Source organism: Telluribacter sp. (assembly GCF_035998675.1).
Taxonomy (GTDB): domain Bacteria; phylum Bacteroidota; class Bacteroidia; order Cytophagales; family Spirosomataceae; genus Telluribacter.
Genome location: NZ_DASYHI010000013.1, coordinates 365,430 through 379,272, shown reverse-complemented (window position 1 = coordinate 379,272; position 13,843 = coordinate 365,430). Strand labels below are relative to the sequence as shown.

Annotated in this window: 14 protein-coding genes; 3 read left to right on the top strand and 11 right to left on the bottom strand. The window is 52.1% G+C overall.

Annotated elements, in window-relative coordinates; translation table 11 throughout:
* Window positions 1–28: 28 nt before the first annotated feature.
* The 8 genes from nadB to VGN67_RS06460 all read right to left on the bottom strand — a co-directional run bounded on the left by nadB (window position 29) and on the right by VGN67_RS06460 (window position 8,644).
* Window positions 29–1,621, bottom strand: a complete 1,593-nt coding sequence (gene nadB, locus VGN67_RS06495; protein WP_327485974.1) for an L-aspartate oxidase — start codon at window positions 1,619–1,621, stop codon at window positions 29–31.
* 69 nt (window positions 1,622–1,690) lie between these two features.
* Window positions 1,691–2,161: a hypothetical protein gene (locus VGN67_RS06490; protein ID WP_327485973.1), complete on the bottom strand. Its 471-nt coding sequence runs from the start codon at window positions 2,159–2,161 to the stop codon at window positions 1,691–1,693.
* Between the two features lie 8 nt (window positions 2,162–2,169).
* A complete protein-coding gene (gene nadA / locus VGN67_RS06485; protein ID WP_327485972.1) occupies window positions 2,170–3,168 on the bottom strand; it encodes a quinolinate synthase NadA in 999 nt (332 codons plus the stop codon).
* Between the two features lie 68 nt (window positions 3,169–3,236).
* Entirely contained in the window at window positions 3,237–4,751 is a 1,515-nt protein-coding gene (locus tag VGN67_RS06480) for a VCBS repeat-containing protein (protein ID WP_327485971.1), read from the bottom strand.
* Between the two features lie 200 nt (window positions 4,752–4,951).
* Window positions 4,952–6,373 (bottom strand): inorganic phosphate transporter, encoded by a 1,422-nt coding sequence (locus tag VGN67_RS06475; protein WP_327485970.1) that lies wholly within the window; start codon window positions 6,371–6,373, stop codon window positions 4,952–4,954.
* Window positions 6,374–6,490: 117 nt separating this feature from the next.
* Window positions 6,491–7,540: a 23S rRNA (adenine(2503)-C(2))-methyltransferase RlmN gene (rlmN, locus tag VGN67_RS06470; protein WP_327485969.1), complete on the bottom strand. Its 1,050-nt coding sequence runs from the start codon at window positions 7,538–7,540 to the stop codon at window positions 6,491–6,493.
* Window positions 7,541–7,643: 103 nt separating this feature from the next.
* Complete coding sequence (locus tag VGN67_RS06465; RefSeq protein WP_327485968.1) at window positions 7,644–8,195, bottom strand: CvpA family protein; 552 nt, start codon at window positions 8,193–8,195, stop codon at window positions 7,644–7,646.
* Window positions 8,192–8,644: a GatB/YqeY domain-containing protein gene (locus VGN67_RS06460; RefSeq protein ID WP_327485967.1), complete on the bottom strand. Its 453-nt coding sequence runs from the start codon at window positions 8,642–8,644 to the stop codon at window positions 8,192–8,194. The genes VGN67_RS06465 and VGN67_RS06460 overlap by 4 nt, the downstream gene beginning before the upstream one ends.
* A 169-nt stretch (window positions 8,645–8,813) precedes the next feature.
* Here VGN67_RS06460 and VGN67_RS06455 point away from each other — a divergent pair, with 169 nt between their 5' ends.
* Both VGN67_RS06455 and mnmH read left to right on the top strand, forming a co-directional pair.
* The gene (locus tag VGN67_RS06455; RefSeq protein ID WP_327485966.1) at window positions 8,814–9,536 is read left to right on the top strand and encodes a pyridoxine 5'-phosphate synthase; all 723 of its coding nucleotides are present in this window, start codon (window positions 8,814–8,816) and stop codon (window positions 9,534–9,536) included.
* Window positions 9,537–9,675: 139 nt separating this feature from the next.
* Window positions 9,676–10,716, top strand: a complete 1,041-nt coding sequence (mnmH, locus tag VGN67_RS06450) for a tRNA 2-selenouridine(34) synthase MnmH (RefSeq protein WP_327485965.1) — start codon at window positions 9,676–9,678, stop codon at window positions 10,714–10,716.
* A gap of 98 nt (window positions 10,717–10,814) precedes the next feature.
* Here mnmH and VGN67_RS06445 read toward each other — a convergent pair whose 3' ends face one another.
* The 3 genes from VGN67_RS06445 to VGN67_RS06435 all read right to left on the bottom strand — a co-directional run bounded on the left by VGN67_RS06445 (window position 10,815) and on the right by VGN67_RS06435 (window position 12,689).
* The gene (locus VGN67_RS06445; RefSeq protein ID WP_327485964.1) at window positions 10,815–11,246 is read right to left on the bottom strand and encodes an EamA family transporter; all 432 of its coding nucleotides are present in this window, start codon (window positions 11,244–11,246) and stop codon (window positions 10,815–10,817) included.
* 535 nt (window positions 11,247–11,781) lie between these two features.
* Window positions 11,782–11,955, bottom strand: coding sequence for a hypothetical protein (locus VGN67_RS06440; protein WP_327485963.1), 174 nt, complete (start codon window positions 11,953–11,955; stop codon window positions 11,782–11,784).
* A 74-nt stretch (window positions 11,956–12,029) separates the two neighbouring features.
* A complete protein-coding gene (locus VGN67_RS06435; RefSeq protein ID WP_327485962.1) occupies window positions 12,030–12,689 on the bottom strand; it encodes a hypothetical protein in 660 nt (219 codons plus the stop codon).
* Between the two features lie 165 nt (window positions 12,690–12,854).
* Between VGN67_RS06435 and VGN67_RS06430 the strand changes: the two genes are divergently transcribed.
* The gene (locus VGN67_RS06430) at window positions 12,855–13,790 is read left to right on the top strand and encodes a helix-turn-helix transcriptional regulator (RefSeq protein WP_327485961.1); all 936 of its coding nucleotides are present in this window, start codon (window positions 12,855–12,857) and stop codon (window positions 13,788–13,790) included.
* The last annotated feature ends 53 nt before the right edge of the window (window positions 13,791–13,843 follow it).

Sequence of the window (13,843 nt, the reverse complement as noted above, 5' to 3'; positions counted from 1 at the left end):
GCTTTCTTACCTTTTTTCCTTTACTCCTTTAAACCCCCGCTTCCTGCTTTACCGTATCCTGGTTGTAATGCAGGCCTACGTTTTCGCGGCGGGCCATGGCCATTTTCAGGACCAGGTACGACACCGTAATCATGTTTCGGAGTTCGCAGATAGGAACCGATACTTTCGACTCCCGGTAGAGTTGTTCGTGCTCGGTGTGCAGCAGTTCCAGACGGTCGTAAGCCCGCTTCATTCGTCGGTTGGTACGCACAATACCTACGTAGTTAGACATGATGCTGTTCAGCTCACGGGTCATTTCGGTTACCAGCACATTCTCTTCCGGGTGGGTAGTACCGGAGTCGTCCCATTCGGGAATGTTGTCAGGTACCTTGGCTTGAGCGACATGGTCGAGGGTACTCAGGTAGGCGCGGTGGCCGAATACTACGGCTTCCAGCAGGGAGTTGGAGGCCAGGCGGTTAGCCCCGTGCAGGCCGGTGCAGGCGCATTCACCCACGGCGTAGAGGTAGTTGATATTGGTCTGTCCCCATTCGTTTACTTTCACACCGCCGCAAAGGTAATGCTGGGCGGGTACCACCGGAATCATATCCTGACGGACGTCAATGCCGATGCTGAGGCAGTACTGCGTGATATTGGGGAAGTGTTCAACGAACTTATCGTAGTCGAGGTGGCGGACGTCGAGGTAGACGTGCTGGACGCCATTTCGCTTCATTTCGGAGTCGATGGCCCGGGCCACTATATCGCGCGGAGCCAGGGAGAGGCGGTCGTCGTAGTACTCCATGAAGGTACTTCCGTCGGCGTGTTTCAGGATACCACCAAAGCCCCGCACCGCTTCGGAAATCAGGAACGAGGGCTTCTGACCGGGTTGGTAGAGGCTCGTCGGGTGAAACTGGATAAACTCCATATTGTCACAAATGCCCTTGGCGCGGTAGGCCATCGCGATGCCGTCGCCGGTTGCGATGGTCGGGTTGGTGGTACTTTGGTAAATATTACCAATACCACCCGTCGCCAGTACCGTGGTACGGGCCAGAAACTTCTCCACGCCCGCTGTTTCGAGGTTCAGAACGTAGGCACCGTAGCACTCAATGTCTTCGCGGTAGCGGTACACGGTCTCGCCCAGGTGGTGCTGCGTAATCAGTTCCACGGCGTAGTAATGGGTGAACAGCTGAATAGATGTATGGCTTTTAACCTCATCCAGTAGGGCTCTTTCTATCTCGGCACCGGTAATATCTTTAAAATGCAGGATGCGATGGTCCGAATGTCCACCTTCCCTGGCCAGGTCGTAGTCGCCGTCGGGTTCTTTGTCGAAGCGGGTACCATAGTCAATCAGCTCCTGAATACGTTCGGGTGCTTCGGTCACTACTATTTCTACAACATTCCGTTTGTTGATGCCATCCCCCGCATCCATGGTATCTTCAATGTGCTTGTCAAACGAATCTGACTCGGCCCAAACCGCTGCTATACCTCCCTGCGCGTACTTGGTGTTGGTTTCGTCGGCCTGTACTTTGGTTATTATACCAATGGAAACCGATTCACCGCTGGCTTCAAAGTGCCGCGCCAGTTTGGCGGCATAGCTCAATCCGGCAATACCGGAACCGATAACAAGGAAATCGAATTGGGGCATGAGATGAATTTTGATTGAGTGAATGAGTGATTGAGTGAATGAATGATAGATTAACGAAAAAATACTCTGTCATTCACTCATTCTATCATTCAAAATTGAAAACCGAAGCGTTAGCTTCGTCACCCGCGGCGGGTCGTAGATGGTACTTCGGGTTTCCATGACGAAATAATCCTTGTAAACATTGCGGGGATAAATATTCCAGCCACCGGTTTTGGTTACGGAATCACGGAGGGCAATTACGTTCTGTACCGGATACGCTTTCCACTGAAATTGCTGCGTAGTACCCGCCCCCTTGAAATGCCCTTCCACCGAACCATCCGGCCCGAACCTGACCCAATCCAGATACTCATCAAAGCGAACACCACTGATATGCGGAATGTGCCTGCCTTCTTTCAGGACCGGTACTTCATCCATCGCTATTTCCCTTAGGTACCACGTTGGCTCGGCCATAAGCCTTTTTTGGGCTTCCTGTACGTCATCGGCCGGTTTATGGCAGGCCAACGTGGTCACTAAAAACAGTAGCGGGATAAGGCGTCTCATTCCCGTTTTCAGATTCCTTTACTCAGTTCCAGCATCCGCGCTACTGATTCGTAGGCTTTCTTACGGGTATTCTCGGGTACTATAATTTCCGGTTGCTCGTACAGCAGCGCCTTGTATACCTTTTCGAGCGTATTCATTTTCATGTAAGGACACTCCGAACAGGCGCAGGTATTGTTTTCGGTGGCGGGAGCCGGAATCAGCCTTTTGTGGGGGACCGCCTGCTTCATCTTGTGCAGAATACCCGCTTCGGTAGCCACAATAAAGGTATCGTTCGGCGACTCCTGCACAAATTTCAGGAGCCCGGTGGTAGAGCTGACAAAGTCGGCCTGCAGCAATACATCCTCTTTACATTCGGGATGCGCAATGAGCAATGCCTCCGGGTTCTCTTCCTGTAGCTTCTGTAGTTTCTCGCGCGATATGTCAATGTGTACAATACAGGCTCCGTCCCAAAGTACCATGTCGCGGCCGGTTTTCTTGGAAACATACCGGCCCAGGTTGGCATCGGGGGCGAAGATAATCTTCTGGTCCGGGGGCAGGCTGTTCACAATCTGTAGCGCGTTGGACGAAGTACAAACTATATCCGTCAGCGCCTTTATTTCGGCCGAGCAGTTAATATAGCTAATAACCATGTGGTCGGGGTACTGCGCCTTGAACTCGGCGAATTTATCCGCCGGTGCCGAATCGGCCAGCGAGCAGCCCGCGTTCAGGTCAGGAATCACTACTTTCTTGTTAGGGCTAAGTACCTTGGCGGTTTCGCCCATGAAGTGTACTCCGCAGAACACGATCATGTCGGCCTGCGTAGCGGCTGCCTGCTGCGACAGCCCCAGACTATCCCCGATGTAATCGGCAATATCCTGAATGTCCGCGTCTACGTAGTAGTGCGCCAGTATAACGGCGTTCTTCTCTTTCCGGAGGCGGTTAATTTCCGCCACCAAATCTATGTTAGCCGCAACCGCTTCGTTGACGTAACCGTAACGAGCCACCTGCTCCGCTATGTTGTTGGTCATGTTTGTTTTTGTTTTTCCTGCTAAAATTAGTCTGCTACTATTATAGTACTTCACTCAAAGAAAAATGGTTATTGAACGGGGCGAATTGCCTGATTTATCAGGTAAATTACCCCCGGTCCATTGGCCCAATCGGCGCGGAAGCCCCCGGGCATCAGGCCCAGCGGGTGACTACCCAGCGCAATGTCTTCGTCCCCGTCCCCGTCCAGATCGGCCGCGTCCAGGCACATCCAGCGCCCGCGGCCAACGCCCGGCAGGAGCCTGGGGGCAAACTGCCCGCCCCCCAGGTTTTCAATGTATACCAGGTCGTTGGGCGCTTTGGACGCATAGTTGCCAAAGTAGGCAATCGCTACCATATCCTGGTCCCCGTCCCGGTCAAAATCACGCGCTACTACCTTGTAGGCTCCGTGGATGGGCAGGTGAAATTTTTGGGTAAAGCTGCCGTCCGGTTGCTGTTCAAAGGCGTACACACCGTGATAGAGTTTAAGTACTTGCGAGTAATCCGCGTTATCGCCGCACGTATATATAACATCGGGACGCTTGTCACCGTTCAAATCCGTTAGCTCAAAATAACTCGAACCGTACACGGGCGGAAACCGCATCAGTACCTTTTCTTCGTACCTATGGTTCCCCTTGTTCCGGTACCAGACCAGCCGCTCGTCGCCCTGTGCAAACAGCACCAGCAGGTCCGGCTTGCCGTCCTGGTCCCAGTCGGTTACCTGGGCCCGCAGGGCTCCCGGTGTAGTACTAAGTACCTGCTGGCGGTAGGTACCATCCGGTTCCCGGTGCCAGATAGAGAAGGCTCCCTCTACCACCCCAAACTCACAGGTAACCAGCTCCTCAATTCCGTCGCCGTTCAGGTCAGCAGGCAGGGTTTGGGTAGGGCGGTACAGGCCGGTCAGCAGTAGTGAAGCGTTGTTCTGAACATTTTGGGCCGTATTTACTACCTGGCTGAAACCGTTCTTGCTGGTCGTCAGCCGGACGTCCTTGCCAATGTAGGTCACCAGCAGCCCCTGCTTCGTCAGGTTAATATCGCTCACCGCCAGCTGGTTATTAAATCTGTTTTCGGGGAATCCATCCGGTTTCAGGGCCCATATTTCGCCGTTTACATCGTCACAGGCATAGACCAGGCTTTTCTCGGGGTCTATTTTGATGCAGGAAATATTCGCCATCTGCTGCGAAAAGAGCTGCGCCCGGCGCAGTTCAAACAGCCCCCGCTGGGGCTGGAGAGCGGGGAGCTTCGGGTCTTCGAGCTGCTGCGGAGCCAGAGCCAGGTAGTAGTTTTTTATACTTTCCCACTCCTCCTCCGTGACCTGAGGGCGCGGCGGCTTCAGTCCTTTTTCCAGACTATTGAGGGAGTCCAGCTTTTCTATTTCACTCTGCACGCCCATCCGCAGCGCCATGTACGGCAGTACCTCTTTTTCCCAGACAGCCCGGGGAAGCAGAGCCGGGTCGGCGTACTGGTGGCAGCTACCGCAGTGGGTTTTGGCCAGTTCTTCATCCGCTGCTGTAGGCTGATACTCGCCGGTACATCCCGCCAGTACCGCCACAGAAAAGACAATCAGTATAGTACTTTGTAAGATCAAGATGACGAGGGTTGTAAGATAAAATAGCGCTAGTCCCGGAAAAGACGTAAAAATACGATCAATTTTTGAGGAATAACAGTCCGGCCGACCGGCCTGCTTTACGGGGTACTTCGGGAATAAAAGGATAGGAGAGGTAATTTCAAAAACAAAACCCGGCAGTTGTACCGGGTTTTGCAATAGATAAAGCAGGTACTATTGTCTTACAGTACCCAGCGGAAAAAGGCATACAGGGTAGCCGAAAGAAACATGGTAACCGGGAGCGTGAGTATCCAGGCGATGAGGATATTCCGGACGGTACCGGCCTGTAGGTTCTTGATTCCCTTGTTGGCCACCATAGTACCGGCAATCCCCGACGACAGTACGTGCGTAGTACTTACCGGCAGCCCCAGCGACGACGACACCCCAATGGTACTGGCGGCTACCAGCTCGGCCGAGGCACCCTGCGCGTAGGTTAAGTGCTGCTTTCCGATTTTTTCGCCAATGGTGATCACAATTCGTTTCCAGCCTACCATGGTACCCAGGCCCAGCGACAGCGAAATCATCAGGATTACCCAGTCGGGGGCGTAGTCGGTGAAGCGGCGGAGGCCAATTTCGTTATCAGTCTGCGCTTTGAGCTCAGCGGCTTCGGCATCGTTCAGGTTGGCGTTCCCGCTATCGGCAATCTCTTTTACATTCCGGTTGATCAGCAGCAGGGAGCGCCGGGCCTCGAGGCGTTCGCCTTCCTGAAACATATGGTCAGCCATCGGGCGGCTCAACTGGCTCTGCAGATGGTCTATTTCTTCCCGCGTCTGGCGCAGGCTCACCCGCTGCTTGGCCGATAACAGGGTACTGTCTACCCGGCTGAGGGTACTTTCAATGCGGGACAGGTTGCCCTGCATCAGCAGGGGGTCTTTGCTGTTATCGAGGGCAAAGTAAGCGGGCGTAATACCAATCAGGATCAACATCACCAGCCCTACGCCTTTTTGTCCGTCGTTGGAACCATGAAAAAAACTAACCAGCGTACAGGTAACGATCAGAATAGCCCGGATCCAGGTCGGTGGAGGCTGGTTTTTCTTGGGCTCGCTGAATACAATATTGCGCAGGGGCTTGTCGAGCATACGGCGCAAAATAAACATAAGTACTATTGCCAGCGAAAAACCAAAGAGGGGCGACGCCAGCAGCGATATTCCTATTTCCTGAGCCTTGGTCCAGTTTACACCAACCCCGGTGGTGTTTTCGGGCATAAACGTAAAGGCCAGTCCTACGCCAAGGATAGAACCAATAAGCGTATGCGAACTGGAGCTGGGCAGACCAAAGTACCAGGTACCCAGGTTCCAGACGATGGCGCTGAACAGCAGCGCCAGTACCATGGCAATACTGTGGTACACATTCTGGTCAATGAGCAGCTCGACGGGAAGCAGGTTAATAATACCCATGGCCACGGCTATTCCGCCAAAAAACACGCCCAGGAAGTTACAGAACCCCGACCATACCACGGCGACGTTGGGTTTGAGCGAATTGGTATAAATAACGGTAGCTACAGCGTTGGCCGTATCGTGGAAACCGTTTACAAATTCAAAAGCACAGGCAGCAAAAAGGCTAAACGCCAGAAGAAGGAAAATGTCGGTTTCTAAGCCAAACATATTATGAGGGTTGATTATAAAAATTGTGCAAAAATACGCAATCTTATTCGGGGCAATGTTAAGAAATTGTTAAGTACCTGAAAAAGCAAAGAGCCACCCCGTCGGGTGGCCCAAAAATCAGTCTTTGTTGGCAAGTTGCCCGCAGGCGGCGTCGATGTCTTTACCCCGGCTCCGGCGCACGCTCACCGTTACGCCTTTATTTTCCAGAAAAGCCGCAAATTTGTCCAGCCTGTCGGCTTCGGTATTTTTAAAACTGGCTTCCGCAATGGGGTTATATTCAATGATATTGACCCGGGCGGGCACCTTCTTCGTAAATTCCCACAGCTCTTTGGCGTCCTGTAAGGTATCATTAAAGTTATGAAACACAATGTACTCAAAGGTGATGCGGTTGCCGGTTTTTTTATAAAAGTAATTAAGCGCTTCGGCCAGGTTTTCCAGCGAATTGGACTCGTTAATGGGCATGATCTGGTTGCGCTTGGCGTCGTTGGCCGCGTGCAGCGACAGCGCCAACCGGAAGCGTACCTCGTCGTCGCCGAGTTTTTTAATCATCTTGGCAATACCCGCCGTCGACACCGTAATCCGCCGGGGGGACATACCCAGGCCCTGCGGCGAGGTAATGTGCTCGATGGACTGCATTACATTGGCGTAGTTGAGCAGGGGCTCGCCCATGCCCATGTACACAATATTGGTCAGCGGCGCGCCAAAGTTGGCCTCGGCCTGCCGGGCTATCTCTACCACCTGGTCGTAGATTTCGGCGGCTTCGAGGTTGCGCTTGCGCTCCATGTAGCCCGTAGCGCAAAACTTACAGGTCAGCGAGCAGCCCACCTGACTGCTTACGCAGGCGGTCATGCGGTCGGAGGCGGGGATAAGTACCCCTTCCACCAGGTGCGCGTCGTACAGCCGGAAGGCCGACTTCACGGTACCGTCGTTGCTTTTCTGCTGCTTATCGGTAGTAAGTGAATTAATGGTAAAATGCGCGTCGAGCAGCTCGCGGGTACTGAGCGACAGGTTGGTCATCTCACCGAAGGAGCGCGCCGATTTCTTCCACAACCACTCGTGGATCTGTTTGGCCCGAAAGCCCTGCTCACCCTGTCCCGTCAGCCACTGCTTCATCTGCTCTACCGTGAGCTTCCGAATATCGGCTTTCTCCTTTACTTCGGTTACCATTTTTTTATTTTATTCTTGAGTAAAATCAATTTGAAACGTAGGGAGGAAATAGTGAACCTGTAATCTGATACACAGTACCCTTGGCACAAACAAGGAAAGCCGTTCAACCGTTCCCGTTACTTTTTCCGTCTAGGTACTCGCTTTTCCAGTCCCGGATGAGCTGACTCCCGGCTGGCCACCACTCCACCGCGGTGGTGATGACTTTGGGAGCAATGGGTGTAATAACCGGAAAAAGATAGGTACCCTGGGTGCGGTGCGCGGGCATCCTGACCCCGATAGTACTTAACAACCAGAAGAATACACTCGTTCCGAACACCCAGGTAAATATGCCTACCGAAGCCCCCGCCAGGCTGTCGAAGGTACCCAGCATGGAGTAGCGGAGCGTACGCCGGATGGAGTAGCCGAATTGATTCAGCAGGAAAACAGTAGGGAAGAAGATAACCGAAAAGCCAATGTACGGCAGTATACGGCGGGCCAGCGAGGCGCTGATATAGGGGGAGAGTACTTCCATACCCAGCCCCAGAAATTTAAAACCAACTACCATGGCTACCACCAGTCCTGCCACCCCGATTATCTCGATCAGCAGTCCTTTGCGGTAGCCATTGACGGCCCCCCACAGCAGGGGAATCAGGATGAGGACATCCAGTAGCATCATGCCAGCATACTCTTCACCTGGGTAGAAATCGTGCGTCCGTCGGCCTGTCCGGCCAGCTCTTTGGTAGCTACCCCCATGACCTTACCCATGTCCGAAGGACCGGTGGCGCCGACGCGCTGAATGATTTCCCGCAGGCGCTCCCTTACTTCGTCTTCGGTGAGTTGCCTGGGCAGAAACTGCTCAATAATGGCCAACTCGGCTTCTTCCTTGGCCCAAAGGTCTTCGCGGCCCTGGGTATGGTACACCTCGGCCGACTCCCGCCGTTGCTTGGCGGCTTTGGTCAGCAGCTTAATTTCCTCGTCACCGGATAATTCCCCACCGGTACTTCCTTCTTTGGTTTCTTCCAGCAGGATCATGGATTTAATGGCGCGCAGCGCCCGGAGTTTATCCTGATCTTTGGCTCGCATGGCATCTTTAATACCCGCTTCTACTTGACTTTTGAGTGACATGAGTGGTATTTTAGTCGATTGGAATTATGTTTTTAAGCAAAACGAAGTACCTGCTTCCGGCGGTTTTCAGAATTACCCCGCGCGGCAGGGACAAAGAAAAACATTTCTCTGGCAAGATCTGCCCGGATGAGGTACCTTTGGAACAAAGTTACGAAACCCTGCTTTCCGTATGACTCGTCTAAGTGTAAATATCAATAAAATTGCCACGCTGCGCAATTCGCGCGGCGGAGACAACCCCAACGTAGTGCGGGTAGCCCTCGACTGTGAGAATTTCGGCGCTCAGGGTATTACGGTGCATCCCCGTCCCGACGAACGGCATATCCGCTACCAGGACGTCTATGATCTGAAAGAGGTAGTGACGACGGAGTTCAACATTGAGGGGAATCCGTCGGAGCGGAAGTTTGTGGACCTGGTACTGGCCACCCGGCCGGCGCAGGTAACACTGGTACCCGATGCTCTTGGGGCCATCACATCAAATGCCGGTTGGGATACAATTAATAATAAGGAGCTACTGACGGAGCTGATCGGGGAATTCAAAAAGGTAAACATCCGGGTATCTGTATTTGTGGACGCCGACGAACGCATGGTAGAGGGGGCCAGAGCCTGCGGAGCCGACCGCGTAGAACTCTATACCGAACCCTACGCCCACCACTACTTCGAGGACCGCGAAGCAGCGGTAGCCTCCTTTGTACAAGCCGCTGAAATGGCGAAAAAGGTTGGTCTTGGGCTGAACGCCGGACACGACCTGAGCCTGGACAACCTGCGATACCTGAAAAAGTGCATACCCTGGCTGGACGAGGTGTCAATCGGCCACGCCCTGATCTCGGATGCCCTGTATTACGGCCTCGAGAACACAATACAGATGTACCTGCGGGAGTTAGAAGAACAGTAAGAGTAGTTCTGAATGCTGAAGTAGGAATTCTGAATTTTTTTAAGCTGCGGTAGCGGCGACACGTTTTGGGCCTTTTCCATTAAGTAAATTTCAAAGCTAACTCCAATTACCAAAACCCTATTTACCTGCCAACTTACCCATGCCCCAAACCCTGCTTCCTGATGAGTTTCTGAAACGTGCCGCTACCCTACCCGTGGTAGATGTGCGCTCGCCGGGGGAGTTTGGGCAGGGGCATATTCCGGCAGCCGTAAATATTCCGCTGTTTTCGGACGAAGAGCGCGCGGTGGTAGGTACTGCTTACAAGCAAGTGAGCAAAGACGAGGCGCTGGTACAGGGGCTGGAATACGTAGGGCCCAAAATGGCGGACTTCGTTCGTCAGTCAAAGGCTCTGGCTCCCGGGGGAGAAATACTGGTGCACTGCTGGCGCGGGGGAATGCGCAGCGGCTCTTTTGCCTGGTTGCTGGAAACGGCCGGGCTGAAAGTAGCTACGCTGGTGGGAGGCTACAAAGCCTACCGCAACCAGGTACTTGACAGCTTCACCCAACCCCGCCACCTGGTAGTACTGGGCGGAAAAACGGGCAGCGGCAAGACCCAAGTACTGGCTGAACTTCGAAAGCTGGGCGAGCAGGTACTGGACCTGGAAGCGCTGGCCCACCACAAAGGCTCCTCGTACGGGGCTATCGGGCAAGCTCCGCAGCCTACTTCTGAACAGTATGAAAATGATATCTTCAGGGAATGGCAGCAGCTTGACCCTAACCGCCGAATCTGGGTGGAGGACGAAAGCCGGACCGTGGGGCGCTGCTTTATTCCCCTGGCCATGTGGGAGCAGATGCGTCAGGCACCCGTAGCCTTTATAGATGTACCTAAAGAGGTGCGTATCCGGCGGCTCGTTCGTGAGTACGCCTGCTTTGATCCCGCTCTGCTGTACGAAGCCACCGACCGTATTCAGAAGCGCCTCGGCGGGCAGCACCACCAGGCGGCCCTGCGGGCGCTCGACCAGCAGGACTACGCTACCGTGGCTGACATAACGCTTACCTACTACGACAAAGCCTACCTGCACGGCCTCTCTCTACGTAACAGCGGTACAGTACATACCATTGAGATGCCGGAAGATAATCCAGTCCAAACTGCGCAGGAGTTGATCGTTTGGGCAGAAAAGCTGCATACTACTATAGCCTGACAACCTGTGGCACGGCTCAAAGCCGTGCCACAGGTACAGGTAGAAGGTCTATGCTACCATAGCCATCGACATTTACTTAATTACTTAAAACCCTATCCTTAGTCGATAGCCCGCGGAGAAAGGCCGATCATGACGGCACCGCCAATCATTAGTAATACGCCTAGTATAACTTGCCAGCTTAGTCGTTCTTTGAGAAAAATGACGGAAAAGGCTACCGCAAAAACCAGCGAAACCCGTTCCAGGGAGCTCACCAGGGAGGCCTCGCCTAATTTAAGAGCCCGAAATGTAAAAAGTGAGGAAAGTGTAGTAGCTATACCCGCCCCAATGAGAAACAACCAGGTTCGCTTATCAATGGTAGAAATGGACGATGCACTTTTTTCGACTAATGTGATGGTCCAGGAGATGAGCAAAATCAGGACGGATTGAATGGCAAAGGCCAGCGTTGAATCAATATTTTTTATACCGGCTTTTGAAAGTACTACAGCAACACCGGCCGAAAGAGCTGCTAAAAGACCAAAGACAATCCACATACGTTTTTAGGTTAAAGATTTCAGCAGACCCTGGTAGATCTTAGCCTTCAATCCTGCTAAAAGTATCGTACCAATGCAGTAAGAGTAGAAAAAACGGTAAACTTAAGCGGAGCCCGCTTTTTATGAGGATTTTTGGTGCCAATATTCTCTACCCTAATCAGCTCGAGAGCTAATAACCTGTGGCACCCATTTGAGGTGTGCCACAGGTTCGGAGTAGGATAAGATTTTAGTCTTCAAGTTAATCTAATGGTGGTGGAGATGGTTCCTGAATAAGTATTTCTACATGAGTAGGCTCGCCATCCTTATATCCAACTTTACGAGCAAGTTCACCAAGGAAGTAGAATTCCCATTTACCGTGCATCTTGCCTTCCTTATAATACCCTTTTACTAGTAACGCTCCTTCGCTATAATTCTCATAATAGCCGTTCAGCTCACCTTGATGGTAGTGTTCTTTACGGGTGATATTTCCATTATCAGAATAGATATAGGAAGGACCTTGTTTCAGGCCATTATTATAGTAAGTCTCCCCTATAATTTATCCGCTGCTTCTAAGCTCTACCCACAGACCCACTTTTTTCTCACCAATTAACATGCCTATTTCTCTTACAGAACTATCTGGTCTCAAATCTCTATAATAAGAGGTTTCTTGCCTTGAGTGGTTTTTACAGGAAGCAACAATAACCATAATAACCCAGATGTTCTTTTTCATATGGTCGTAAGTGGTTTAAAAGTAAGAGACCTGTGGCACACCTCAAAGGGGTGCCACAGGTACCAAGGCACAGACTAATACCCCGCGCCTCCTTCTTTTTCTATAAGTACCGACCGGTACAGCGAGGCAAATGAGGCCTTGATCCAGATTAGGGCCGGGAATATGCCTACAATGAGGAAGAGTAATCCCAAAATGAAAATGAAGATGGAAGTCATGGCCAGACCAAAAATGCGCCAGCCGTGCCCGCTCGTCAGCTTCCAGCTGGTTTCTACCGCCGCGATGGGGTCCAGGCCTTTGTCCATAACCAGGTAGGAAACAAACACCAGACGACACGCCACTATAATGCCGGGGATAATCAGGGCTATGAGGCTGATACCAATCAGGGCCGTCACCAGCAGGTGGGCCAGTACCACGTTAAGGTAGTTGTTGAAACCAGCAATGATTTCCCGGAAATTGATTTTCTCATTCCGGATAGCCCGCACAAACATCAGGTCGGCGCTGTATTCAAATACCGGCAGCAATAACAGCCAGTAGGCCACCCCCAGTATTTCCAGAAGGATTCGGGCGGAGGTATATTCTTCGGTATTCTTCTTGATATTATCCAGCGGGGCGTTGGCAAAAGCAATGACCAGTACTACCAGCAGCAGCGGCAGAAAGTACTGTTTCGTTTTATCCCAACCGAATGACAGGCTGCCGTTCCAACTGGGAGGTACTAAGTGGCTTACATTTTCCATAGCGTTTACAAATTTATCTGATGAGTTATTTTCTGCTCAAATGTAGGGCTTGATAGCAGGCTGGAACAGCTACTTAAGTAGTGATTTTTAGAAACACTACTTAAGTATTGTACTTAAAATAGAGCGCATGGATAGTTTTGGAGCAACTAATCCTTTGTAATCATTATGGAGATAAGCCGAATATATAGCTGGATTATTTTCATCTTCTGCATGGCTCTGGCCGCCGGAGGAGTACTAGTGCTGTTTCGAAACAAGGCCTACCGTCAGTACCCAGTGTTCCGGTACCTGCAGTACTACCTTATCCTGATTTATACATTCGGCTTCTACGCCCTCTGGAGTCAGCTGTGGTTTCGAATCTTATTCTATTCGTCCGACAGCTACAGTACCCTGGCGGTATTCGCTGATTTTCTGGTAGTGATAAGTACTCCTTTTTTACTAGCCGGTAAAGGTATGCTGGTACTGTGGGCGGTGCATCTGCTGGAACGCCACGCGCGCTCATACCTTTATCCGGCGGCGGTGGGTCTGTTGCTGCTGGTCGCCCTGCTGTATCTTGTTTTTGTCTCTTACCAGGGGCAGCTTACTACCTACCAGTTGTACGCCGCCGGGGTACTGCTGGTGATGGCGGTGGTGGGGGCGCTGCTGCTTTTTTCTCGGGTCAGGTACCTCAGCGTCTCCTCCCGACGGGTACTCATTGGGCTGGTACTGCTGGTGGGGGCGGTACATGTACCCCTGCTTTTGAGTGCCACGGTACCTCCTGCCTTTGAGCTGGCTTTCATTTTCCTGTATTTTCTGGGCCATACCGCCGTTGGGGTCTATTTCGCCTACAAGGCTCAACTACCGGTGGTGCAGGAGAGGGATTCCCGGGCATTGCCCACGGTGGAGTTGGTTACCTTTGAGCTGTTTATTGAGAAGTACGGTATTACCGCCCGCGAAGCGGAGGTAGTCCGGGAGATATACCAGGGCAAAGCCAACAAGGAAATAGCGGATCAGCTGTTTGTAACGGTGCAGACCATCAAAGACCATACGCACCGTATCTATCAGAAAACCAACGTCAAAAGCCGGTCGCAGCTGGCTTCGCTGATGCGGGAATTTCAGCTCTAAGCCAAACATTTTTCTCCTCTTTTTACTTACTACTTCACATTTCGGTACCTCCG

Bases quoted from the DNA above. Each gene is read 5' to 3' on its own strand.
- VGN67_RS06435 (WP_327485962.1), bottom strand. From the start codon at position 12,689: ATGGAAAATGTAAGCCACTTAGTACCTCCCAGTTGGAACGGCAGCCTG.
- VGN67_RS06465 (WP_327485968.1), bottom strand. From the start codon at position 8,195: ATGATGCTACTGGATGTCCTCATCCTGATTCCCCTGCTGTGGGGGGCC.
- VGN67_RS06460 (WP_327485967.1), bottom strand. From the start codon at position 8,644: ATGTCACTCAAAAGTCAAGTAGAAGCGGGTATTAAAGATGCCATGCGA.
- VGN67_RS06440 (WP_327485963.1), bottom strand. From the start codon at position 11,955: ATGAAAAAGAACATCTGGGTTATTATGGTTATTGTTGCTTCCTGTAAA.
- VGN67_RS06455 (WP_327485966.1), top strand. From the start codon at position 8,814: ATGACTCGTCTAAGTGTAAATATCAATAAAATTGCCACGCTGCGCAAT.
- VGN67_RS06490 (WP_327485973.1), bottom strand. From the start codon at position 2,161: ATGAGACGCCTTATCCCGCTACTGTTTTTAGTGACCACGTTGGCCTGC.
- mnmH (WP_327485965.1), top strand. From the start codon at position 9,676: ATGCCCCAAACCCTGCTTCCTGATGAGTTTCTGAAACGTGCCGCTACC.
- VGN67_RS06430 (WP_327485961.1), top strand. From the start codon at position 12,855: ATGGAGATAAGCCGAATATATAGCTGGATTATTTTCATCTTCTGCATG.
- nadA (WP_327485972.1), bottom strand. From the start codon at position 3,168: ATGACCAACAACATAGCGGAGCAGGTGGCTCGTTACGGTTACGTCAAC.
- VGN67_RS06475 (WP_327485970.1), bottom strand. From the start codon at position 6,373: ATGTTTGGCTTAGAAACCGACATTTTCCTTCTTCTGGCGTTTAGCCTT.
- nadB (WP_327485974.1), bottom strand. From the start codon at position 1,621: ATGCCCCAATTCGATTTCCTTGTTATCGGTTCCGGTATTGCCGGATTG.
- VGN67_RS06445 (WP_327485964.1), bottom strand. From the start codon at position 11,246: ATGTGGATTGTCTTTGGTCTTTTAGCAGCTCTTTCGGCCGGTGTTGCT.
- rlmN (WP_327485969.1), bottom strand. From the start codon at position 7,540: ATGGTAACCGAAGTAAAGGAGAAAGCCGATATTCGGAAGCTCACGGTA.